Source organism: Kitasatospora sp. NPDC088346 (assembly GCF_044740765.1).
Taxonomy (GTDB): Bacteria; Actinomycetota; Actinomycetes; order Streptomycetales; family Streptomycetaceae; genus Kitasatospora.
Genome location: NZ_JBIURH010000081.1, coordinates 1 through 21,744, shown reverse-complemented (window position 1 = coordinate 21,744; position 21,744 = coordinate 1). Strand labels below are relative to the sequence as shown.

21 protein-coding genes are annotated in these 21,744 nt (G+C 72.4%); 18 read left to right on the top strand and 3 right to left on the bottom strand.

Going from position 1 to position 21,744, the window contains the following annotated elements; translation table 11 throughout:
* A partial coding sequence (locus tag ACIOFR_RS39750; RefSeq protein WP_401005339.1) for a hypothetical protein occupies positions 1–466 on the top strand: 466 nt, incomplete at its 5' end.
* Here ACIOFR_RS39750 and ACIOFR_RS39745 read toward each other — a convergent pair.
* The gene (locus ACIOFR_RS39745; protein ID WP_401005337.1) at positions 424–1,392 is read right to left on the bottom strand and encodes a phosphotransferase family protein; all 969 of its coding nucleotides are present in this window, start codon (positions 1,390–1,392) and stop codon (positions 424–426) included. The genes ACIOFR_RS39750 and ACIOFR_RS39745 overlap by 43 nt on opposite strands.
* 933 nt (positions 1,393–2,325) lie before the next feature.
* Here ACIOFR_RS39745 and ACIOFR_RS39740 point away from each other — a divergent pair.
* The 6 genes from ACIOFR_RS39740 (at position 2,326) to ACIOFR_RS39715 (ending at position 7,808) form a co-directional block, all read left to right on the top strand.
* Positions 2,326–2,478 carry a hypothetical protein gene (locus ACIOFR_RS39740; RefSeq protein ID WP_401005335.1) on the top strand — a complete coding sequence of 51 codons (153 nt, stop codon included), beginning with the start codon at positions 2,326–2,328 and terminating at the stop codon, positions 2,476–2,478.
* A 173-nt stretch (positions 2,479–2,651) separates the two neighbouring features.
* The gene (locus tag ACIOFR_RS39735) at positions 2,652–3,686 is read left to right on the top strand and encodes a helix-turn-helix transcriptional regulator (protein ID WP_401005343.1); all 1,035 of its coding nucleotides are present in this window, start codon (positions 2,652–2,654) and stop codon (positions 3,684–3,686) included.
* A 50-nt stretch (positions 3,687–3,736) separates the two neighbouring features.
* A complete protein-coding gene (locus ACIOFR_RS39730) occupies positions 3,737–4,771 on the top strand; it encodes a phenylacetaldoxime dehydratase family protein (RefSeq protein WP_401005333.1) in 1,035 nt (344 codons plus the stop codon).
* A gap of 148 nt (positions 4,772–4,919) precedes the next feature.
* On the top strand, positions 4,920–5,549 hold the full coding sequence (locus ACIOFR_RS39725; RefSeq protein ID WP_401005331.1) for an isochorismatase family protein: 630 nt from the start codon (positions 4,920–4,922) through the stop codon (positions 5,547–5,549).
* On the top strand, positions 5,546–6,865 hold the full coding sequence (locus ACIOFR_RS39720; RefSeq protein WP_401005329.1) for an MFS transporter: 1,320 nt from the start codon (positions 5,546–5,548) through the stop codon (positions 6,863–6,865). The genes ACIOFR_RS39725 and ACIOFR_RS39720 overlap by 4 nt, the downstream gene beginning before the upstream one ends.
* A gap of 262 nt (positions 6,866–7,127) precedes the next feature.
* The gene (locus ACIOFR_RS39715; protein WP_401005327.1) at positions 7,128–7,808 is read left to right on the top strand and encodes an alpha/beta fold hydrolase; all 681 of its coding nucleotides are present in this window, start codon (positions 7,128–7,130) and stop codon (positions 7,806–7,808) included.
* Between the two features lie 472 nt (positions 7,809–8,280).
* Here the strand turns inward: ACIOFR_RS39715 and ACIOFR_RS39710 are convergent, their stop codons facing one another.
* Positions 8,281–9,936, bottom strand: coding sequence for an IclR family transcriptional regulator C-terminal domain-containing protein (locus ACIOFR_RS39710; RefSeq protein ID WP_401005325.1), 1,656 nt, complete (start codon positions 9,934–9,936; stop codon positions 8,281–8,283).
* A gap of 143 nt (positions 9,937–10,079) precedes the next feature.
* Here ACIOFR_RS39710 and ACIOFR_RS39705 point away from each other — a divergent pair, with 143 nt between their 5' ends.
* From ACIOFR_RS39705 to ACIOFR_RS39670, 8 genes are read left to right on the top strand one after another with little or no spacing between them, the layout of a single operon-like run.
* Entirely contained in the window at positions 10,080–10,901 is an 822-nt protein-coding gene (locus tag ACIOFR_RS39705) for a CoA transferase subunit A (RefSeq protein ID WP_401005324.1), read from the top strand.
* Positions 10,898–11,680, top strand: coding sequence for a CoA-transferase subunit beta (locus ACIOFR_RS39700; protein WP_401005322.1), 783 nt, complete (start codon positions 10,898–10,900; stop codon positions 11,678–11,680). Before ACIOFR_RS39705 ends, ACIOFR_RS39700 begins: the two co-directional genes overlap by 4 nt.
* On the top strand, positions 11,677–12,891 hold the full coding sequence (locus ACIOFR_RS39695; RefSeq protein WP_401005320.1) for a thiolase family protein: 1,215 nt from the start codon (positions 11,677–11,679) through the stop codon (positions 12,889–12,891). The genes ACIOFR_RS39700 and ACIOFR_RS39695 overlap by 4 nt, the downstream gene beginning before the upstream one ends.
* A gap of 7 nt (positions 12,892–12,898) precedes the next feature.
* Positions 12,899–13,669 (top strand): protocatechuate 3,4-dioxygenase subunit beta, encoded by a 771-nt coding sequence (gene pcaH / locus ACIOFR_RS39690; RefSeq protein WP_401005318.1) that lies wholly within the window; start codon positions 12,899–12,901, stop codon positions 13,667–13,669.
* Positions 13,669–14,259 carry a protocatechuate 3,4-dioxygenase subunit alpha gene (gene pcaG, locus ACIOFR_RS39685; protein ID WP_401005316.1) on the top strand — a complete coding sequence of 197 codons (591 nt, stop codon included), beginning with the start codon at positions 13,669–13,671 and terminating at the stop codon, positions 14,257–14,259. The genes pcaH and pcaG overlap by 1 nt, the downstream gene beginning before the upstream one ends.
* Positions 14,246–15,649 carry a 3-carboxy-cis,cis-muconate cycloisomerase gene (gene pcaB, locus ACIOFR_RS39680; RefSeq protein ID WP_401005314.1) on the top strand — a complete coding sequence of 468 codons (1,404 nt, stop codon included), beginning with the start codon at positions 14,246–14,248 and terminating at the stop codon, positions 15,647–15,649. The genes pcaG and pcaB overlap by 14 nt, the downstream gene beginning before the upstream one ends.
* Positions 15,650–15,686: 37 nt before the next feature.
* A complete protein-coding gene (gene pcaC / locus ACIOFR_RS39675) occupies positions 15,687–16,874 on the top strand; it encodes a 4-carboxymuconolactone decarboxylase (RefSeq protein ID WP_401005312.1) in 1,188 nt (395 codons plus the stop codon).
* Positions 16,874–18,049, top strand: coding sequence for a 4-hydroxybenzoate 3-monooxygenase (locus ACIOFR_RS39670; RefSeq protein ID WP_401005310.1), 1,176 nt, complete (start codon positions 16,874–16,876; stop codon positions 18,047–18,049). Before pcaC ends, ACIOFR_RS39670 begins: the two co-directional genes overlap by 1 nt.
* Positions 18,050–18,146: 97 nt before the next feature.
* Here the strand turns inward: ACIOFR_RS39670 and ACIOFR_RS39665 are convergent, their stop codons facing one another.
* Positions 18,147–19,121 (bottom strand): helix-turn-helix domain-containing protein, encoded by a 975-nt coding sequence (locus tag ACIOFR_RS39665; RefSeq protein ID WP_401005308.1) that lies wholly within the window; start codon positions 19,119–19,121, stop codon positions 18,147–18,149.
* 215 nt (positions 19,122–19,336) lie between these two features.
* Between ACIOFR_RS39665 and ACIOFR_RS39660 the strand changes: the two genes are divergently transcribed.
* The 3 genes from ACIOFR_RS39660 (at position 19,337) to ACIOFR_RS39650 (ending at position 21,667) form a co-directional block, all read left to right on the top strand.
* Complete coding sequence (locus tag ACIOFR_RS39660) at positions 19,337–19,882, top strand: ATP-binding protein (RefSeq protein ID WP_401005306.1); 546 nt, start codon at positions 19,337–19,339, stop codon at positions 19,880–19,882.
* A complete protein-coding gene (locus ACIOFR_RS39655; RefSeq protein ID WP_401005341.1) occupies positions 19,879–20,721 on the top strand; it encodes an NPCBM/NEW2 domain-containing protein in 843 nt (280 codons plus the stop codon). Before ACIOFR_RS39660 ends, ACIOFR_RS39655 begins: the two co-directional genes overlap by 4 nt.
* A 214-nt stretch (positions 20,722–20,935) precedes the next feature.
* Positions 20,936–21,667 carry a helix-turn-helix domain-containing protein gene (locus ACIOFR_RS39650; protein ID WP_401005304.1) on the top strand — a complete coding sequence of 244 codons (732 nt, stop codon included), beginning with the start codon at positions 20,936–20,938 and terminating at the stop codon, positions 21,665–21,667.
* Positions 21,668–21,744 lie beyond the last annotated feature (77 nt).

The window sequence follows — 21,744 nt, the reverse complement described above, 5'->3', positions numbered from 1 at the left end:
GGAGATCATTTCCAAGAGCGCCGACGCTTTTCCCAGGACCTCCACCGCAGCCTTGTTCCGGGCGAGTTCCTTCTCCAGCCGTTCCACCTGCCGGCACAGCTTCTGGACGATCCGCGAGCCCTGGTTCCTCGGCACCCCGGCGTTCCGGCAGCGCCTGGTCCTCAACGTGCTCACCACCCCGCACGCCTTCCTCACCGGCGACCCCACCATCTACCGGGAACACGTCGCCGCCGCCGAGCGGAGCCTCGCCCGCCTCTCCCACCGCATCACCGGACAGGACCGGGTGACGGTACGGCAGGCCGCCGAAGTCCTGCTGCACGCGCCGGACGGCCGCACCGGCAAGGACTACCTCGGCTACCTGCACCCCGCCCACCTGCACTCCGTCCTCGCCCGCGGCTTCGCCGACCTCACCACCCACGGCCACTACCGCACAACCGGCACCGGAGCCTTCCACCCCGCCCGGTGAGCAATCCACTCCCGGCCCGCACCCGCGGCCCGGCCCCGGTAGGCGCCCAATGCGCCGCCGGGGCCGCTGCGCGCGTGCCAGGACCAGTAGCCCGTCAGCGCAACCGCGAAGCCCAGCACCCCCGCCTCGGGTGCGGCCCGCCAGGCGGGCACCCGCTCGACGAGCAGGCGCTCCGCCTCCGCAGGGGTGTGCCCCGCCAGGATGAGCTGCGGCAGGAAGAACGCAGCGTCCACCCATGCGGCGCCGCGCGCGGTCCACGCCCAGTCGATCGCCTTCACCCGGCCGTCGGCGTTCAGGAGCATGTTGTCCGCGCGCAGATCACAGTGCAGCAGCGTCCCGCCGGCCGTCGCCTCCACGAGGGCCGCGGGGTCGTCCAAGGCGACAAGGTCGCGGGCGTGCTCGGCCGCCCACCCGTCCGAGCCGACGTCCGCAGGGCTATTCCCCAACAGGCGGGTCCAGTTGCCGGCCAGTTCTCGCGCCAGTTCCTCGAACGGCTTCGCGTCGGGCAGCGGACACGGCGTCAGCGTCCGCGCCAGTTCGCCGACAACATCCAATGCCGGCCCCACACCGGCGGCTCCGGGTGAAAGGTCGGGGGCGCCGCCGGACAGGTCCTCGAAGGACAGCACCAGCCAGTCGCCGGTCTCGACCGACCACAGCAGCGCGGGGGCCACCGACTCGGGCAGCAGGGCGCCCACCGCGGCTTCGGCCCGGTACATGCCCGCTGTGCCGTCGCCGGTCGGGATGCCCTTGAGGAATGCGCGGCTGCCGTCGGCGAAGGCGGCACGGGCTGCGAGGCCGGGCGTGAACCCGCCCGACGGGTAGTCCACCGCAGCCAGCGGCGCCCCGACGCGGGCCTCAACCTCCGCGGTGACGGCCGGGGGAAGGTCGCCCCATCCGGGACGGTTCGCGGGCGGGGTCTTTCCCATCACGGCCTCCGGGATCGGTTACAACGGACGGTACAGCGAGCACGCGACCGATCACCAAGGATTACGGCGCGACCGCGGTCGGCGAAGGTACGGTCGCCAGAGGCCCCACACCCTCGCCGACCGGCAGAGGCACGAGCACCGCACCCTGCTCACCGGCTACGCCGCGACCGTCGAAGTGACCCTCGCTGAGTGGCTGCCGACGTAGGAGGACCCACCCGCCTTGAGACCTGCTCCGCCGTCATCGGTGTCCGCCCGATGCGGCAAACCGAACCTCGCACCCGCACCGACGAATGGTCAGCGCGATCAGTCGCATCGTCTTCGGAGTACTGGTCGCCGCCACCCCGTGGGGCAGATGATCCTCCAGGTGGCCAGCGCCGAGGATTCCTCCGGAGCATTCGACGACGAGCACACGCTCCGCTGGGTGCTTTGATCGGCCCATCGCATTGATGAACCAGCCGGAGGCCGCTGACCCCACGCGACGGGGGCCCGCCCGCTCGGCGATGGCCTGTACGGCCGCCACGGGCTCGGGGCAGGGAAATCTCCCGCTCCGAGCCGTGTGCCCTCAGGGTGACGCCGTGCCGAGCAGCGCTGCCAAAGCCTCCCTGGCCTCCTTCAGCTGCTGCGCCTCCGCTTGACGGTGCGTCGTCTCCTGGTGGCAGGCCGGACAGCGGCCGTCGCTGCGTACCGCCGGGCGGCCGCAGCCGTCCACGCACCGGGGCAGAGCGGCATCCAGGTCATCCTGGACGCACGCCTGGCACCGGCCGTCCAGGCGTGCGGGCTCCGCAGGACCGCGCCCGCAAGCCGCTGAGCACGGCTTTCGGCAGGCGGAGCACAGGGCGCCCTCGACCGGCACCTGGCGTCCGCAGAACCCGTCCCGGCCCTGGCACTCGTGCTGGGCCCGGTTCTGGATCTCCTGCTGGACACTCCGCGGTCGTGGTACCGGAACAGGCCGACGAACTGATCCGCGAGACCGCCCGCGGCATCGAGGGCCGCGACGCCCCCGGTGCCCAGGCCGAAGTCCTCTGGGCCCAAGGCCTGCTCGCCACCCCCACCACTCCTGAGGAAGCCACCGGCCGCCTCGATTAGGCACGCGTCCGCTTCGAGGCCCTCGACCGGATCTACCACGCCGCCCAGGTCGCCGAGCACACCGGCCGCGCCCGCCTCGCCGCCCACCCCGACAACCCCGGCCGCGCCGCCCGCACTATCCAGGATGCCCTCAACACCTACACCCGCCTCGGCGCCACCGCCGACCAGGCCCGCTGCCAACAGACCCTGCGCGACCTCGGCCAGCAACGCCCCACCCCCGCATCCGCCGCACCCACGACGCCGACCTCTCCCCCCGCGAACACCAGGTCGTCGGCCTCCTCACCACCGGCGCCACCAACCAGGACATCGCCCGCGCCCTCTCCCTCTCCGTCCGCACCGTCGAACACCACGTCGCCCGCACCCTCAAAAAACTCCACACCACCCGCCGCGACATCCACCACCCCACCCCCACCTGCACACCGCCGCAGTCAGCCACGTCTGCTCTACGGCGTGGCCTTGCCACAGCCCATCAGCGACACAGCCGCATCGATCACCTGTGCGGTGAGTCCCCGGCCGAGGCCTCGCAGCGTCCACCGGTCGGACGGTTGCGCGAAGAGTCACCGCCTACGACCGGACCATCCCTCAGCAGGCGCAGGCGCGGCGGCCCCTCGGCATGGTTCCCGTCCGCCGACGAGCGTCGCCCACACCCCTGCCGACGGCCCCCCGGGGCCATCGCCCCGGGCCTTCCTGGGCGTCCGGCGGGGGATACAGGTGTCGAGGCACGTGGTTGTACACCGAAAGTGCGACCTGAGACTCCGACACAGGTATCCCCCCCGAGCGGAAGGACCCTCCGAGCGTCCCGGACCTCATTACCCACGGGGCGCAGCGTGGTCCGGTCGGCTGTCCTGGCGAGGTCACCGGTCGGGGCGGCGCATCAGCTGTTGCAGTCCAAGCCGGTGGCGTCTATCGCCACTACAAGGAGGGTCTGCCGTCCGGCGAGGGTGTGTTCGTCGTGGTGCACGTCGGGAGCGCGCCGGCCGGGTTCGGCGTCAGGCTCGCGGTTCTGGAGACCTGGTGGGAGCTGGCTGGCACCAAGCCCTGACCGGCACCGAGTCCTTGATGCCGGCCCCGTCCCCGTGGCGGGCATCAAGGTCGGCGGGCGGACCGTGCCGGGAACACCGCGTCTCGCCCCGGAGCCGGCCGGTGTGTCGCTCCCGGTCAAGTCCGGGTGCACGGACAGGCAAGGCGGGGGGTTCCTTCGTCCCTAGCCTCGACCCACCCCGCTCGCCAGCCTGAGAATGCCTGAGAAGGAGTCGCATTGCCCAGAACGGGCCCTCCCGGCCACACTCCTCGCGTCCCCGCCTTCGCCGCCCGGTTCCCCGAGGGCAGTGAGGCGTTCGTGTTCGCCCAGTACGCCTGCCAGGCTCCGTCGGCCGGGGAGGCCGCGCGGGGTGCCGCCTCGCTCGCGGCCCTCTTCGCCGGGCCTCACGGGCCGGACGTGCTGGACCGCGGGTCGTTCGTCGATACCGCCCAGGCGCACAACGTCGTCTGGCTTGCCTACTGGTACGACCCGGGGGCGTACCGTCGGTGGCTGGAGTCCGCCTGCGTCCGCGCCCTCTGGGACGGGCTGCCCGAGGAGGGTCCGCTGGGCCACTGGCGCGAGGCGTGCGTCATCCCCCTGGAGCGCAACGAGATCCTGCACAGCCACCCGCGTGAGGAGTACGCGACCAGCGGCCTGTGTCAGCTCGAGGCGGTCGACATGCCCGAGACCGCGGTCCACGACTACTGGGGGGCGGCCCGTGACCGCATCGCCGCGTCGGCCACCGACACGTTCGAACCGGAACTCCCGGTCTTCGAACCGAGGGTCCTGCGGGAGGGTGAGACCCGCGGGCGGCGCGTCACCGTGGAGGTGCCCGGGAACGTGACGCTGATCCGTACCGCGCAGGACTGGTCGGCCAGCACGCTGTACCGGGAGAGGTACCTGGCCGACGTCAAGCCGGTCAAGGACCGGGGTGTCGACTTCCTCGCCGCCAACCCGGACTCCGGCTGCGTCGCGGCCCGCAACCTCGTCGAGGAGTCGTCCGACGGCGCCGCACTCGACCGTGCCTGCACCCTCGCCTGGTTCGCCTCGCTCGAGCACCTCATGACCTGGTGCCGGTCACACCGGACCCACCTGGAGATCTACGCCAGCTTCTATCAGATGGCCGGTGGCGGCGAAGGGCCACTGGACGTCGCGTTCTGGCACGAGGTGTCCGTGCTGCCCAGCGGATCGGTCACCACCGAATACGTCAACTGCCACCCGAGGACCGGCTTCCTGCCGCTTCCCGGCCGATCCGGCACCGGGGCCGGATAGCCGGACGGGTACGACGGAAGCCGGCGGCGCCTGCGAGGGCGGCGTCGACCAGGACGCGCCCGAGGGCTGTTCCGCCGTCACGGTCCACCTTCCATGGGCGGCCCCGCTCCGGCCGCCCGGGTTTCACAAGGCAGAGGAGTTCGGCCGATTGAACGCGACTTGGCGTGTGGATCCGCAGAGGACAGCGCTGCTGGTCATCGACATGCAGAACGATTTCGTACGCGCGGGGTATCCGATGGAGGTGCCGATGGCGCGCCGTCGGATACCCCGGATGCGCGAGGTCGTCGGCGAGTGCCGGGCGGCCGGGATCCCGGTGGTCTACACCCGGCATGTGCTGCTGGACACGTTCGACGTGTCCCCGCTCGAGTCGGCCTACAATCCGCGGCTCCTGACGGCGGGCATGCGCGCCGGGAGCTTCGGGGCGGAGGTCGTCGACGAGCTGAGGCCGGAGATCGGCGACGTCGTCGTCGAGAAGCACCGTTACGACGCCTTCCACAACACGCGGCTGGAGACCGTGCTGGCCACCGTCTGCGGCCTGCGCCGCGTGGACACCGTCGTCGTCATCGGGACTCTCACCGAGGTCTGCTGCGATTCGACCGCGCGGGCCGCCTACATGCGCGACTTCAACGTGGTCTTCGTCGGGGACGCCACCGGCGCTCTGAGCGAGGAAGCGCAGGCCGCGACAGAAAAGAACATCAGCACGTTCTTCGGCAGGGTGCTCACGACCGGTGAGCTGGTTGCCGAGATACGTGAGAGCCGGGAAGGGCAATCGAAATGAGACCGAAAGAATACGACGTCCGGTACGAGCGGTCGGCGGTACTGCTGCTGTCCCTCGGATTCGGCCTTGTCGGCCTGGACCGCTGGATCATCAGCCCGCTGTTTCCGTCGATGATGAAGGATCTGGGGCTCGACTACCAGGACATCGGCAACATCATCGGCGCCCTCGGCCTGGCCTGGGGGTGTTCGTCCCTTCTGATGGGAGGGCTCTCCGACCGGCTGGGCCGACGCCGGACCCTGGTGGGGTCCCTCGTTCTCTTCTCCGTCTGTTCGCTGCTGAGCGGCTTCGCCACCGGCATGGTCAGCCTGGTCCTGGTCCGCGTCTTCATGGGGGTCACCGAGGGATCGTTCAGCCCGACCGCGGTGACCGCCACCGCCGAGGCGGCGCGGCCGCACCGCCGTGGCCTGAGCATGGGGATGCAGCAGAGCACCTTCGCCCTCTTCGGGATCGGACTGGGTCCGATCATCGCCACCCAGCTCCTGCTGGTCCTGCCCGGCTGGCGGTGGATCTTCGGGCTCATGCTGCTCCCGGGTCTGGTGGTCGCCTACTTCCTCTTCCGGACCATCCGGGAACCGCACCAGCTGCCGGCCTTCGAGTCGACCGTCCCGGCCGCTTCCGCGCTGGGGGCCTCGCTGTCCGAGCCCTCCTCGCTCCCGTCGGCCGGGACCAGGGACAAGGTCCGCTGGCTGGACGTCTTTCGGTACCACAACATCCGGTTGGCCATCCTCGCCCTGTGCGGCGCGATGACCTGCGTCTTCGTGCTGAGTGCCATGGTGCCGAGCTATCTGACCGACCATCAGGGCATCGGGACCGCCGACATGGGGATCATCGCGTCCGGTATCGGGTTCGGGGCGTTCGCCGGTCAGCTCTCCATCGCGGGCCTTTCGGACAGGTTCGGCCGCAGGCCCGTGCTGGTCGTCGCCCTGCTGATGGCGACGGGCATGCTGGTGGCCTTCATCTTCCAGGGGCCTGCGGTGCCGGTGATGTTCCTGCTGCTCTTCTTCGTCGCCTTCGGTGCGAACGGATCACTGGCGCTGCTGGCCGGGACCGTGGCGGTGGAATCCGTCCCCCCGGGCCTCATGGCGGTGGCCGCGGGCACCGTGATGGGCGTTTCGGAGATCTTCGGCGGCGGTGTGGCCCCGTCCGTCGCGGGCTTCCTCGCCCAGCACTACGGCGTCAAGTACGTCCTCTACCTGGCCCTGGGCGGACTGCTGCTCTGCGTCGTGGCCACCTCCCTCCTCCACGAGACGGCACCCCGCAAGGCCAAGCCCCTGGACCGGCAGGACGCCGGAGTCGGCGCGGCCGTCCCCCTGTAGACGCCGGGGGCGTCACGGGTCCCGCCCCGCGGGACCCGCGGCCCGCCGCACGCCGCACGCCGCACGCCGCACGCCTCACGCAAGGCTAACCGTTCAAGTCGCCCTGACCGGTTGATCCCCCCGTCTCTAACCTGTACTCTTGCATTAAGTGGTTAGGCTCGCCGGATCGAGGTCTCCGCGTCCCCGCGAGGTCTCCGCGTCCCCGCCCGGCACAGAAGACCCTCTCCCACACAACTCCCCTTGCTTCCCGGAGGTTTGCATCATGACCGCTATCGTTCTCGTCCACGGCCTGTGGTCCGACGGCTCGGCGTGGAGTGAGACCATCACCGAACTGCGCGCGCTGGGTCACGAGCCGGTCGCCGCCCAGCTCCCCCTGGAGTCGCTCGAAGGCGATGTCGCGGCCGTGCGCCGGGTGCTGTCCTCCGTCGACGGGCCGGTCCTGCTGGTCGGCTGGTCGTACGGCGGCGCGGTGGTCACCGACGCGGCCGTCGGCCAGGACCGGGTCAAGGCGCTGTCCTACATCGCCGGCTTCGCCCCCGACGAGGGCGAGTCGGTCCGCGACATCGCGCACCGTCGCCCCGGCAGCCTGATCCCCGCGCACATCAAGGTCACCGACGACGGGCACTCCTACATCGACCGGCCCGCCTACGGGGACGTGGTGGCGGCCGACGCTCCCGCCGGCCGCATCGCGCTCGCCGCGGCGGTGCAGAAGTTCCCGCGCCTGGGCATCGACGCCGCCCCGTCCGGCGCCCCGGCCTGGCGCGAGGTGCCCTCCCACTATCTGATCGCCGCCCGGGACAACGCGCTGCCCGCCGACACCCAGCGTGAACTGGCCGCCCGCATCGGCGCGCAGACCACCGAGTGGGAGACCGGTCACGGCCCCATGTACTCGCGCCCCGAGGACCTCGCCGCCTACCTGGACACCATCGCCAAGGCGCTGTGAGCCCCCGGTTCCGGGGCACCCGGAACCGGGATCGACCGCACGCCACGCCCGGGGAGGCCGGGTCGTGGGGGGCCGGGGGGCGCCCCCGGGGGGCCCGCGGGGGCCCCCCGCGCCCGGCCGGGGGGCGGGGGCGGGGTGCGCGCCCGGGGGGCGGGCGGCGGGGGGGGGCGGCGGGCGCCCCCCGGCCCCCCGCCCCCCGCCCCCCGGGCCCCCCCCCCCCCCCCCGGGGGGGGGGGGGGGGCGGGGGGGGGCGGGCCCCCCCCCGGGGCCCCCCCCCCCCCCCCGACGCGCGCCGGCCGGGGCGACGGGGAAGGTGTCCGCGCCGGGGGGCCGGACGGCGGGCGGTGCCGGGCGGGCCGGCCGGCACCCGCGCGGGACCCCGGGGGCGTGCTGCCGCACTTCGGCGCAGTGGTGCCGTGACGGCGGTGGCCCCGCGACGCCGCAGGGCCACCGCCGTCACGCCGTCAGGCCGTCACGCGACCGGTACGCGGGTGTAGCGGGCGGCCACGTGCAGGTCGTTCTCGATGCGGCCGGCCGCCGCCCGCAGCGACGGCAGCAGTTCGGTGCGGGTCTGCTCGAGGGAGCGGCGGCTGGCGTGCATCGAGATGTTGACGGCCGCGACGACGTGTCCGGCGTGGTCGCGCAGCGGAACGGCGATCGACCGCAGGCCCTCCTCCAGTTCCTCGTCGACGAGGGCGCAGCCGTCCCGGTGGACCTGGTCGAGGATCTGGGCCAGGTGGTCCGGCGAGGTGACCGTCCGGTCGGTGAGCGCCTTGAGCTGGGCGCGCGAGAGGTATGCGGCGCGGGTCTCGGCCGGCAGGCCGGCGAGGAGGGTGCGGCCCATCGCCGTCGGGTACGCGGGGAAGCGGGTGCCGACCCTGATGTTGACCGTCATGATCCGTGTGGTGGGAACGCGGGCCAGGTACTGGATGTCGTCCTGCACGAGCACGGCCATCGATGCCGAGTCGTGGACCTGCTTCACCAGGTCCACGAGGTGCGGTTCGGCGATCCGGGAGAGCGTCAGCCCGGACAGGTGGGCGAATCCGAGCTCCAGGACGCGCGGGGTGAGCCGGAACAGGCGGCCTTCCTGGGTCACGTAGCCGAGGTACTGCAGTGTGAGCAGCGAGCGCCGGGCGGTCGCCCGGGGCAGAGCGGTGGTCTCGGCCACGGCGGTGAGCGGCAGTTGCGCGCGGCCCTGTCCGAAGGCGGTCAGGACGGTGAGTCCCCGGGCGAGCGACTCCACGAACTCCGTCCCCGGTTCCTCCTTGGCCGCGCGGGTCCAGGGTGCGGTCGTCGCGGCGCCGGGTGCGGCGGGTGGCGGGTCCGCGGCCAGTGCCCGGGCCATGGCGTCGGCGGTCTCGCGCAGGCGGGGCAGGGCGGCGTTGGTCAGGGACTCGGCGCTGTGCCGGCTGGTGTGGCTGACCACGCTGACCGCGCACACCTGCCGTCCCTGCGCGTCGCGTACAGGGACGGCGACCGCGACCAGGCCCGGTTCGATGAGCTGGTCGTCCACCGACCAGTCCTGTGTCCGCGCGGCCGCGGTGCGCTGCTCGAACGACGCGGCCGCCCGGCCGCGCGCGTGCGGCACCGCCGGGAATCCGGTGTCCTGCGGGTCCGCCTCGCGGCGCTGCCGCCAGTGCTGCCAGTCGTCCTGGGTCCAGTCGGCGGCGAACAGCGCGCCGGGTGCGCCGCGCTCGGCGGGCAGCAGGTCGCCGATCCGGAAGGTGAGGGACAGGGCGCGCCGGCGGGTCGCCTGGTGGACGAAGCGGAGTCCGTCCCGGTCGGGGACCGCGATCGACACCGACTCGTCGAGGCTGTCGGCCAGCGCGTCGGCCAGGGGTCCCAGTGCGGCCGGCAGCCGGCAGGCGTCCAGGTAGGCGTTGCCGATTTCCATCAGCTGCGGGGTGAGTACGGCGTCGCGGCCCTCGACGCGCAGGTAGTCGGTGCGGGCGAGGGTGCTGACCACCCGGTCGACCGTGGAGCGGGCCAGTGCGGTGGCCCGCGCGAGGTCGCCCAGTGGCTGGCGGCCGTCGGCTGCGGCCAGCTCGCGCAGGACCGCGAGGCCCCGGAGCAGGGGGCCGACGCACTCCTTGGGGGGCGGTCCGGCGGTGGTGGAGGTGGATCTCATGTGCACTCCAAGGTGGCGGACCGGCGGTGCGGAACCGTACCGGCTCGAAACGTTGACAGAAGTGATGCCCTGGGCTCAAAATCCGCGTACTCGCATTATGAACTAAAGTTCGCTGGGCGAACAAGTTGTCTGGGGATGGAACTGTGGCTGACATCCGAACCCTGCCGGACGCGGTGGCGGAGCTGATCCACGACGGCGACACCGTCGCGATGGAGGGCTTCACCCATCTGATCCCGTTCGCGGCGGCCCATGAAGTGATCCGGCAAGGAATCACCGACCTGACACTCGTCCGCATGACGCCGGACGTGATCTACGACCAGCTGATCGGGGCCGGGCTGGTGAGGCGACTGGTCTTCTCCTGGGGAGGCAACCCGGGCGTCGGCTCACTGCACCGCTTCCGCGACGCCGTCGAGAACGGCTGGCCACGGCCCCTGGAGGTCGAGGAGCACAGCCACGCCGGCATGGCCAACCGCTATGTCGCCGGGGCGTCGGGCCTGCCCTTCGCCGTGCTGCGCGGCTACCACGGCACCGGACTGGTCGAGCGGACCTCCACCGTCGCCACCGTGACCTGCCCCTTCACCGGTGAGGAACTCGCGGCCGTGGCCGCCCTCAACCCGGACGTCACCGTCATCCACGCCCAACGGGCGGACCGCGCCGGCAACGTGCAGCTCTGGGGCCTGCCCGGCGTCCAGAAGGAGGCCGCCCTGGCCGCCGACCGGGTCCTGGTCACGGTGGAGGAGATCGTCGACGAGCTGGAACCGAAACCCGGCGCCGTGCTGCTGCCGACGTGGGCGCTCACCGCGGTCGCCGAAGTCCCCGCAGGCGCCCACCCGTCGTACGCCGCCGGGTACACCGTCCGCGACAACGACTTCTACCGCGCCTGGGACCCGATCTCCCGGGACCGCGACACCTTCACGTCCTGGATCACCGAGCACGTGCTGGACAGAGCAGGAGCGACCCGATGAACACCCCCGCGTCACAGACCTGGACGACCGACGAGCTGATGGAGGTCAACGCCGCGCGCGCCCTGGCCGGAGCCAGGACCTGCTTCGTCGGCATCGGCCTGCCGAGCACCTCGGCGAACCTCGCCCGCACCACCCTCAACCCCGGCCTGGTCCTCATCTACGAGTCCGGCACCATCGGCTCGAAACCCACCCGGCTCCCGCTGTCCATCGGCGACGGCGAACTCGCCGAGACCGCCGACCTCGTGGTCTCCGTCCCGGAGATGTTCGCCTACTGGCTGCAGGCCGGCCGCATCGACGTCGGCTTCCTCGGCGCGGCCCAGCTCGACCGGTTCGCCAACATCAACACCACCGTCATCGACCGCGGCCCCGACAAGCCCCAGGGGCGCCTGCCCGGCGCCGGCGGCGCCCCCGAGATCGCCGCCAACTGCGGCGAAGTGCTCATCGTGCTCCGCCACTCCAGGCGCAACCTCGTCGGCGCACTCGACTTCGTCACCTCCGTCGGCCACGGCGCCGGCCCGCACGACCGCGAACGGCTCGGCCTGCGCGGCAGGGGCCCCACCGCCGTCATCACGGACCTGGGCATCCTGCGGCCCGACCCGGCCACCGCCGAACTGGTCCTGACCGAACTCCACCCGGGAGCCACCGTCGAGCAGGCCCGGGCGGCAACCGGCTGGAAGCTGAGGACCGCCGAGGCCCCCACCACCACCGCCGCCCCCACCGCCGGCGAACTGCGCGCACTGCGCGCCCTCAAGACCGCGCGAAAGGCCGACACGCGATGAGCAACCTCCCGAAGGACGTCTACATCGTCGACGCCGTCCGCACCCCGATCGGACGGTACGGCGGCGCCCTGTCCGAGGTACGCCCCGACGACCTCGCGGCCCTCGTCCTGCGATCCCTGCTCGACCGCACACCCGCCCTCGACCCGAACCGGATCGGCGACGTCTTCCTCGGCAACGCCAACGGCGCCGGCGAGGAGAACCGCAACGTCGCCAGAATGGCGGTGCTCCTGGCCGGGCTGCCGGTGACCGTGCCCGGCGTGAGTGTCAACCGGCTGTGCGCCTCCGGCCTGGAGGCCGTCATCCAGGCCGCCCGGTCGATCGCCCTGGGCGACACCTCCATCGCCCTCGCCGGCGGCGTCGAGTCGATGTCCCGCGCACCGTGGGTCCTGCCCAAGCCCGGACGGGCCTTCCCCGCAGGACACCAGGAGCTGTACTCGACCACCCTCGGCTGGCGCATGGTCAACCCGAAGATGCCCCCGCAGTGGACGGTCGCACTCGGCGAGAGCGCCGAACTGATCGCCGACAAGCACGGCATCACCCGCCCGGAGCAGGACGCCTTCGCACTCACCAGCCACCGCAAGGCCGCCCGCGCCTGGACCGACGGCCGCTACGACACCCAGGTCGTGCCGGTCGAGATCCCCCCGGGCACGGGCCGGCCGGCGCTCCTCACCCGCGACGAGTGCATCCGCCACGACACCTCCCTGGAGGCCATGGCCCGGCTGAGGCCCTCGTTCCGCCAGGAGAACGGCACGGTGACCGCCGCCAACGCCTCCCCCCTCAACGACGGCGCCGCGGCCCTGCTGCTCACCGACGAGGACGGACTGCGGGCCACCGGCCGCGAGCCGCTCGCCCGGATCCGCGCCTGCGCCGTCACCGCCATCGACCCGCACCACTTCGGGCTCGGCCCGGTCGAGGCCGTCAACCGCGCCCTCACGAAGGCCCAAAAGACCTTCGCCGACCTCACCACCCTCGAACTCAACGAGGCGTTCGCCGCCCAGGTACTCGGCTGCCTGGCCGAATGGCCCGACCTCGACCCCGCGATCCTCAACCCCCACGGCGGCGCCATCGCCCTCGGCCACCCGCTCGGCGCATCAGGCGCCAGACTCGCCGGCGCGGTCGCCCACCAGCTCGCCGCAGCCGGCACCGGCACCGGCGTGGCCACCCTCTGCATCGGCGTGGGACAGGGCCTCGCCCTCGTCCTCGAAAGGTAGGAACGCCATGACCACCCCGCCGACACAGCACGACATCAGCGCCGAGATCACCAAGGCCCACACCGCGTACACCAAGGCCCTCGCCCACGGCGCGCGCACCCGCAACCACCCCGACCGCGGCTACACCCCCTACCGCAGCACCCTGCTGCGCCACCCCAGGCGGCCGCTCGTCCCCCTGCGCGACCCCGAGGCCGTCGAGCTGACGGGCCCGGCCTTCGGCACCACCGACGTCACCGCCCTCGACCACGACCTGACCCGCCAGCACCCCGGCGAGCCCCTCGGCGAGCGCATCAAGGTCACCGGCCGGGTGCTGGACCGCGACGGACACCCGGTCCGCGGTCAGCTCGTCGAGGTCTGGCAGGCCAACGCCTCGGGCCGCTACGCCCACCGGCGCGACGACCACCCCGCGCCGCTCGACCCCAACTTCACCGGCGCCGGCCGCTGCCTCACCGACGACCGGGGCGCGTACGAATTCGTCACCGTCAAGCCCGGCGCATACCCCTGGCGCAACCACCTCAACGCCTGGCGCCCCGCGCACATCCACTTCTCGCTCTTCGGAACGGCGTTCACCCAGCGGCTGGTCACCCAGATGTACTTCCCCGGCGACCCGCTCCTCGGGCACGACCCCATCCTGCAGTCCGTCACCGACGACGACGCCCGCCGCCGGCTCGTCGCCACCTACGACCACGAACTGTCCACCGCCGAACGGTCACTCGGCTACCGCTGGGACATCGTCCTCGACGGCCCGTACGCCACCTGGACCCAGGAGGACCGCTGATGCCGCCCGCACAGCCCACACCCTCGCAGACCATCGGCCCCTTCTTCGGCCACGCCCTGCCCTTCCACCACGGCGACCAGGTCGCCCCGGCCGGCCACCCCGACGGCATCACCGTGCACGGCCACGTCTACGACGGCGCCGGTGACCCGGTCACCGACGCGCTGCTGGAGTTCTGGCAGACCCCACCCGACGGCTCGCACATCACCGCAACCGGCTCCATGCGCCGCGATCCGGTCACCGGCGGCCACCTCGGCCGCAACGGCGTCGACTTCACCGGCTTCGGCCGCGTCGCCACCGACGCCGCCGGACACTACGCCCTGCACACCCTGCGGCCCGGCGGCGTCCCGTACCTGGCGGTCATCGTCTTCGCCCGCGGCCTGCTGCACCACCTCCACACCCGCGCCTACCTCACAGCAGCCGCGGACGACCCGCTGCTCACCTCCCTGGAGCCGCGCCGCCGGGCCACCCTGCTCGCCACACCCGACGCCGGGCGGCCCACCGCCCACCGCCCGGACAGCAGCTACCGCTTCGACATCCGCCTGCAGGACGACGGCACCCACGAGGAGACGGTCTTCCTTGAACTCGACTGACAGGTCCGCCGACTGCGGGCTGCTCTCCCCCACCTGGGCCGGCTCACCCGCGGAGCAGGCGACCGACGACACCGCGTACCTGCGCGCCATGCTCGACGCCGAGGCGGCACTGACCCGGGCCCAGGCCGCACTCGGCCTCGCCCCCAGGCCGGCGGCCCACACCGTGACGACAGCCGCCGCCGACACGGCCCACTACGACACCCGCGACCTCGCACTGCGCTCCCGCCGCGACGGCAACCCGGTCATCCCGCTGGTCGCCGACCTCACCGCGGCCGTCGCCGCACACGACCCCGCGGCCGCCCCCTACGTCCACCGCGGCGCCACCACCCAGGACATCCTCGACACCGCCACGATGCTGGTCGCGTCCCGGACCCTGCAAACGACCCTCGCCGACCTGGACCGCACGGCGAAAGCCGTCGCCCACCTCGCGGCCGAGCACCGCGACACCCTGATGCCCGGCCGCACACTCACCCAGCACGCCGTCCCCACCACCTTCGGTCTCAAGGCGGCAGGCTGGCTGCGACTGGTGCTCGACGCCCGCACCCGCCTCGACACCGCCCGCAACACCCTGCCCGCCCAACTGGGCGGCGCGGCAGGCACCCTGGCCGCATTCCACGCCTTCGCGGAACCCGCCGGCACACCCGTGCCCGCCGATCTCGGCCTCCGGCTCATCGCCGCCTACGCCACCGAGACCGGCCTGGCCGAGCCGGCACTGCCCTGGCACACCCTGCGGACACCGATCGCCGACCTCGGCGGAGCACTGGCCTTCACCACCGCAGCACTCGGCAAGATCGCGGCCGACGTGCTGCTGCTGTCCCGCACGGAGACCGGCGAGGTCGCCGAGGCGAGCCGCGGCGGCTCCTCCGCGATGCCGCACAAGACGAACCCCGTACGGGCGACCCTGATCGCGGCCGCCGCCCGGCAGACCCCCGCGCTCGCCGGCGTACTGTACGGCTGCCTCGTCGCCGAGGACGAGCGACCCGCGGGCGCCTGGCACGCCGAGTGGCAGACCCTGCGCCAGGCCCTGCGACTGGCCGGCGGCGCAGCGAACGACGCCGCCTCGCTCACCGAAGGACTGCGCGTCCACCCCTACCGCATGCTGGAGAACCTCGACGCCACCGACGGGCTCATCCTCACCGAGCACGTCGCCGCGGCCCTCACCGCCCTGATCGGCCGCGCCGAAGCCAGAGCGGCGTCGGAAGCGGCGTCGCGCCACGTCCTCGAGGACGGCCTCGACCTCTCCACCGCGCTCCAGGACACCGCCCTGCACGGAGTCGTCTCCCCCGCGCGTCTGCGTGAACTGACCGACCCGACCACCTACCTGGGCTCGGCCAGAGCCCTCGTGGACCGCACCCTGCGCGGCTTCGCCGACCCGGGGAGCCCCCGATGACCGCCGCCGCGCCGCACCACCGGATCGAGGAGTCCCCATGAGCTCTCCCGGCACCGCCCAGCCGCTGCTGCACCACCACGAGGACGGCTTGAGCGCCGCGCCACCACTGATCCTCGGGCCCTCACTCGGCACCTCACTGGCCGTCTGGGACCCCCAGGTCCCCGCCCTCGCCCGGCAGCACCGAGTGATCCGCTGGGACCTGCCCGGCCACGGCGGTTCACCCGCCGGACTGCTCACACAGCCCGACGGCCGGCCGGCCACCGTCGGCGACCTCGCCCGGCTGGTCCTCGAACTCGCCGACGCCCTGGACATCGACCGCTTCGCGTACGCCGGCATCTCCCTCGGCGGAGCCGTCGGCGCCTGGCTCGCGGTGCACCACCCCGCGCGGGTCGAGTCGCTGAGCCTGCTCTGCTCGGCAGCACGCATCGGCGAACCGCAGGACTGGCACGAGCGGGCCTCACTCGTCCGGGCGCACGGCACCGGTCCGGTCGCGGACACCGCCGCCACCCGCTGGTTCACCCGGCCGTTCCAGGGCACCCCCGCCGCCGACGCGCTGGTGGCCGACCTGCGGGCCGCCGACCCCGCCGCCTACGCCGCCTGCTGCCAGGCCCTGGCCACCTTCGACCTCCGCCCGCAGCTGCCGCGCATCACCGCCCCCACCCTCGTCGTCGCCGGCCGGGCGGACCCCGCGGTGCCGCCCGGCCGCACCCGCGAACTCCTCGACGGCATCCCCGAGGCGAGCCTGACGCAGGTGGCGCACACCGCCCACCTCGCGAACGTCGAACGCCCCGCGCCCGTCCTGGCCGCCCTCCTCGGCCACCTCACCGAAGGCACGGGCCCCGCCGACGCGGACCACCCCCGGCGGACCGCCGGAGCGGCCGTACGCCGCGCCGTCCTCGGCGACGCCCACGTCGACCGCGCCACAGCCCGGACCACCCCCTTCACCTCCGCCTTCCAGGACTTCATCACCCGCTACGCATGGGGCGAGATCTGGAACCGGCCGGGCCTGAGCCGCACCACCCGCAGTTGCATCACCCTCACCGCGCTCGTCGCCCACGGACACCACGAAGAACTGGCCCTGCACATCCGCGCCGCCCTGCGCAACGGCCTCACCCCCGACGAGATCGCCGAAGTCCTGCTCCAATCGGCCGTCTACTGCGGCGTCCCCGCGGCGAACGCCGCGTTCGCCGTCGCCAGCCGGATCATCGAAGAAGAGGTGCACTGATGCACACCACCGTCTGTATCATCGGCGGCGGCCCGGCGGGCCTGCTGCTCGCCCGCCTGCTGCACACCTCCGGCCTCGACTGCGTCGTCCTGGAGCGCCGCGAGCGCGCGTACGTCGAGCAGCGCCAGCGCGCCGGCATCCTCGAACAGAGCACGGTGGACGTGCTGCGCGCCAGCGGAGCGGGCGAGCGCCTGGACCGCGAAGGCATGGTGCACGACGGCATCGAGCTGCGCTTCGACCGCCGTACCCACCGCATCGACCTCCCCAGCCTCACCGACGGCCGCCGCGTGTGGGTGTACGCGCAGACCGAGGTCGTCAAGGACCTGATAGCGCTGCAGCTCGACGACGGCCCCCCGCTGCTCTTCGAGGCACCCGTGCACGCCGTCGAGGGCATCGACGGCACCCGGCCCACCGTCCGCTACACGCACGGGGGCCGCGAGCAGACACTGACCTGTGACTACGTCGTGGGATGCGACGGCTTCCACGGCATCGCCCGCAACCTCATCCCGGAAAGTGCGAAGCGCACCTTTGAGCGGACCTATCCGTACTCCTGGCTGGGCGTCCTGGCCGACGTGCCGCCCTCCTGCGACGAGCTCATCTACGCCCACTCCCCGCGCGGCTTCGCCCTGCACAGCATGCGCTCCCCCACCGTCAGCCGGCTTTACCTCCAGGTCCCCAACGGTGCGAGCCCGGCCGACTGGCCGGACGAGCGGATCTGGGACGAGCTGGACGCGCGCCTCGCGATCGACGGCGACTGGACACTGAACCGCGGCCCGATCACCGCCAAGGCGGTGCTGCCGATGCGCAGCTCCGTCACCGAACCGATGCGCTACGGCCGGGTGTTCCTGGCCGGCGACTGCGCGCACATCGTGCCCCCGACCGGCGCCAAGGGCCTCAACCTCGCCGTGTCCGACGTCACCGCCCTCGCCCGGGCCTTCACCCACCTGAGGAACACCGGCTCAACCGACCTGCTCGACGCCTACTCCGACACGTGCCTGCGCCGGGTCTGGCGGGCCGAACACTTCTCGTACCTCATGACCACCACCCTGCACACCGACCCGCGGCAAAGCCCCTTCGACAGCCGGCTGCAACTCTCACAGCTCGACCGGATCGCGAGTTCCCCGCACGCTGCAGCGGAGCTGGCGGAGAACTACGCCGGCCTGGACATCGGCTGACCGGGCGGCACCGACACCGGGCCGCAGCGCGACCCCGGCACCCGGGCACCGGCCCGCCCGCGCGGACGCGTCGAGCGTCCACGACCCGTGTTCGCCCTCAGCCGCGCGTGCTTCCCTCACCGACCACGCCGAACTCCCGCCACTCGCGCGGGGTCATGCCGTACGCCGCGCGGAAGGAGCGGCTGAAATGGGCGGGGTCGGCGAATCCCCACCGGTGGGCCACGAACGCGATCGTGGTGGCCGAACGGCCCTGCCTGCCCAGTTCGCGTCTGGCCTCCTCGAGCCGGCGCTGCTGGATCAGCCTGTGCACGGTCGTCCCCTCGTGCTCGAAGAGCCTGTGCAGGTAGCGCACCGAGATGTGGTGAGCGCGGGCGATGGACTCGGGTGAGAGGCCGGTGTCCGGGAGGTGCTCGTTGATGAAGGCGCGGATCCGCACCGAGAGCGACAGCTGCTCGCTCTCCTCGCCGAGCCCGGGCCCCCCGTTGCGCTCGACGGCGAGCGTCTCCAGCAGGCACACGGCGCTCGCGGCCAGCCGCATGCTGCCGTCCTCCCCGCAGGGTCCGGTCTGCTCCGCGAGGCCGGCGAGGAAGGGACTGACGAGCCGCCCCAGCCCGCCGTCGTCGCCGCGCACGGCCTGGGCGCTCATGTTGCGCACGACCGCGTCGGGGAGAGTGAGAAGCCGACGGGGCAGCATGAAGACGTTCCACTGGAACGAGTCCCGGAAATCGAGCCTGAACGGGCGGGCCGTGTCGTAGAAGGCCAGATCCCCCGGGCGCAGCAGGGCCTGCCGTTCGTCCTGCTCGACCACGGCCTGGCCCTTGCACAGCAGCCCGATGTGAAGGAACTCCTCGCCCTGGGTGATGAGGTGGGCGCTGCGGGTCACGGTGTGGGGATCCGCGTCGACGGTGGAGATCCGCAGGCTTCCCAGCTGGTGGCTGGAGAGGGAGGCGGCGAACGGGCCGGGTCCGGGTCTCGCGATGTCGAGCGGGACGAATGCGGCACGGATGAGGTGATGCCACAGGGCGAGCTGCTCGCCTGCCGGCACCGTGTGTGTGGACCATCCGTCGTTCATGGCGCCTTCATCGTATTCCACCGAGGACGTGCCGTACGTTCGCCTGCCGTGTCCACCGCGGTCCGACGCACTCGCCGCCCGCCCGTGGGTCGTACACGTTCGGCCAAGGTGTGGTGCAGCGCCGTCCAAGATCTGCCGACGGACCGGCCTAGCGTTTCCTGCAGAACAGACCGCCCGCCCCGTACCGGAGCCGAACCCCCGAAGGCGTGAGATCCATGATCGCGACGATGACATCAGGTCGGGGCGCTCGCGCTGTGCGGTCGCCCGGTCCCACCGCCGTCCCGGATGTCCCCGCTCTCGGCGGCGGCAACCGTGGCACGGAGGCGGTGTTCGGGACTTCGGCGGATCTCCGGTCCGCGCACCACGCCCGGAAGCTGGTCGTGCGGGCCGCCCGGCGCTGGGGGGTGCTGTCCGAGGCCTCGCTGGGCGATCTGGAGCTGTGCACCGGGGAGATCGTTGCCAACGCCGTCGAGCACACCGGGGCGGCCGGCGTGGTCCATGTGTCGGCGACCGGGACCGCGGTACGGGTCGAGGTCGTCGACACCTGCCCCGCGACACCCGAACGCGGTGTCCAGGATTCTGACAGCGAGTCGGGACGCGGCCTGTTCCTCGTCGACGCGCTCGCCGCGCGCTGGGGCTCTCACCCGACGGGCGGCGGGAAGACCGTCTGGTTCGAGATCGCCGCCGATCCCGAAGCGGCGGCGGGCGGCATGCGGCAGCCAGGCGATCATGACATGGCGGGACAGCGGGCCGCTGCCTGACGGGAGCTGCGGCGTGCGCGGGTCTGGCCCCTGGCTCTCGGCCACCGGCGGCTGGGGCCCGGTGGAGAAGAAGCAAGAGCAACGGCGAGGACCGCGTCGGCGACGGCCGCGCCCTGATGATCCGCGGTACCATCTGCGCCAAGGGCATCGGCACCCACGCCGGCAGCACCGTCAGCTACGCCCTCGGCGGGACCTGCACCAAGCTCACTGTCGGTGCCGGCATCGACGACGAGATGCAGGGCAGGGGCGCCGTCGAGTTCCAGATCTACCGCGGCACCACCCTCGTCGCCTCCAGCGGCCCCTTCACTGGCAAGTCCCCCACCGCACACCTCACCGCCGACCTCACCGGCGGCACCAACCTCCGCCTGGTCGCCAAGCCCGTCGGCAACGGCATCAACTACGACCACGCCGACCGGGCCGACCCCCGACGGGCTGACCGTCACAGCCGAGCAGGACCAGCCCAACGGCAAGCACCTCAGCACTCTCCTGATGACGGCCATCCTGGAGCACGCCAAGCAGAGCGACCAGGACCACGACCGCGTCGCCGACGCGGTGCACAACCTCGCGTTCGGGGCGGGCGCACGCCACCGGGATGTGAACGCGCTCGGCAGCGTGCGGCGGGTCATCACCGCCCGGTGGGAGACAACACCCTCCTGCGTGGACGTCCGCGCGTCCATGGCCCTGCATCGCAGCGCCCGGTTCTGGAAGGACCCGGTCCGCGCCGCGAAGCTGACCCGCCCCGCTGGCGACCCTCGGCGCGTTCGGGAACAGCGGCACCACCTCCCAGGCCGTCTACGGCCGGCTCTGCCGCGACACCGCCCAGGTCGTCTACGGGCTGAACAAGGGGAAGAGCCTCGGAGCTGCCCTCAGGCACATCCTGGTCGAGCGCTGAAGGTGCTTGTTGGGTCCTCAGGCCACCTTCCGGGGCGGGCCGCCTGTCAGGTGCCCACCCCTCCGGATCGAGTGCGCCCTTTCCGTCAACGGGGGCGACCCTCGCGAGGTACGGTTGCCGCCTGTAATGGCGCGATCACGGGCTTCGGGGTGCGTCCAGCGATGAAGATCGACAAGATCATCGGCCAACGCATCGAGAAGGGCCGCAGGCGAAGAGGCTTACACCAGGGTGAGCTCGGGGCCGAGGTGGGACGGTCCGAGTCATGGGTCAGCCAGGTGGAGCGCGGGGTCATCTCGCTGGACAGCGTCAGCATGGCGGAACGGCTCGCCCAAGCTCTTGGGCTGACCGTCGATCACATCCTGGCCTTCGACGTTCGATTCCCCCGTGCGATTGTGGTAGCACAGTCAGGCAGATCACAGGCGGTATCCCCGCCTTTGCCCCGCGCGCTGGCGCCCGATGCGGAAAGCTCTGAGACTGTGCTTCGACGTACTTTCACCCTCGGTTCGCTCGCCGGCCTGACCGCCGCCATCGCCGGCCTCTCGCCCGACGCTCAGGCCCAGGTCAGCCAGCACGGCAGCACCGTCGACAAGACGGTCGTGGACGAGCTGCAGTCGATTGGCGCGTCCTACCGACGCTCCTACAAGAACTTTCCCGCGTCCAGTCTGGTGCCGGTCGCGCATCACCAGATCCAGCTGGTCGCCTCGCTGCGACCGAACGACCAGCCCGCCCACCTGCGAACCTCGCTGCTGGCACACATGGCCGAGATGGCCGCGCTCGCCGCGATCCTGCTCTCCATCGACCTCGGTGACCAGGAGCAGGCCGATGCCTACACGGACCTCGGCTACCAGGTTGCCAAGGAGATCCAGAGTCCGGAGCTGAAGTTCCCCCACTGAGCTGGACAGCCTGATACTGGGACGGTTGAGTCCCGGAGGAAGCAGTCCAGGTAGTGAGTGGCAAGAGCAACATGAGC

Bases quoted from the DNA above. Each gene is read 5' to 3' on its own strand.
- ACIOFR_RS39660 (WP_401005306.1), top strand. From the start codon at position 19,337: ATGATCGCGACGATGACATCAGGTCGGGGCGCTCGCGCTGTGCGGTCG.
- pcaH (WP_401005318.1), top strand. From the start codon at position 12,899: ATGACCACCCCGCCGACACAGCACGACATCAGCGCCGAGATCACCAAG.
- ACIOFR_RS39700 (WP_401005322.1), top strand. From the start codon at position 10,898: ATGAACACCCCCGCGTCACAGACCTGGACGACCGACGAGCTGATGGAG.
- ACIOFR_RS39720 (WP_401005329.1), top strand. From the start codon at position 5,546: ATGAGACCGAAAGAATACGACGTCCGGTACGAGCGGTCGGCGGTACTG.
- pcaG (WP_401005316.1), top strand. From the start codon at position 13,669: ATGCCGCCCGCACAGCCCACACCCTCGCAGACCATCGGCCCCTTCTTC.
- ACIOFR_RS39715 (WP_401005327.1), top strand. From the start codon at position 7,128: ATGACCGCTATCGTTCTCGTCCACGGCCTGTGGTCCGACGGCTCGGCG.
- ACIOFR_RS39745 (WP_401005337.1), bottom strand. From the start codon at position 1,392: ATGGGAAAGACCCCGCCCGCGAACCGTCCCGGATGGGGCGACCTTCCC.
- ACIOFR_RS39665 (WP_401005308.1), bottom strand. From the start codon at position 19,121: ATGAACGACGGATGGTCCACACACACGGTGCCGGCAGGCGAGCAGCTC.
- ACIOFR_RS39650 (WP_401005304.1), top strand. From the start codon at position 20,936: ATGAAGATCGACAAGATCATCGGCCAACGCATCGAGAAGGGCCGCAGG.
- ACIOFR_RS39710 (WP_401005325.1), bottom strand. From the start codon at position 9,936: ATGAGATCCACCTCCACCACCGCCGGACCGCCCCCCAAGGAGTGCGTC.
- ACIOFR_RS39670 (WP_401005310.1), top strand. From the start codon at position 16,874: ATGCACACCACCGTCTGTATCATCGGCGGCGGCCCGGCGGGCCTGCTG.
- ACIOFR_RS39695 (WP_401005320.1), top strand. From the start codon at position 11,677: ATGAGCAACCTCCCGAAGGACGTCTACATCGTCGACGCCGTCCGCACC.
- pcaC (WP_401005312.1), top strand. From the start codon at position 15,687: ATGAGCTCTCCCGGCACCGCCCAGCCGCTGCTGCACCACCACGAGGAC.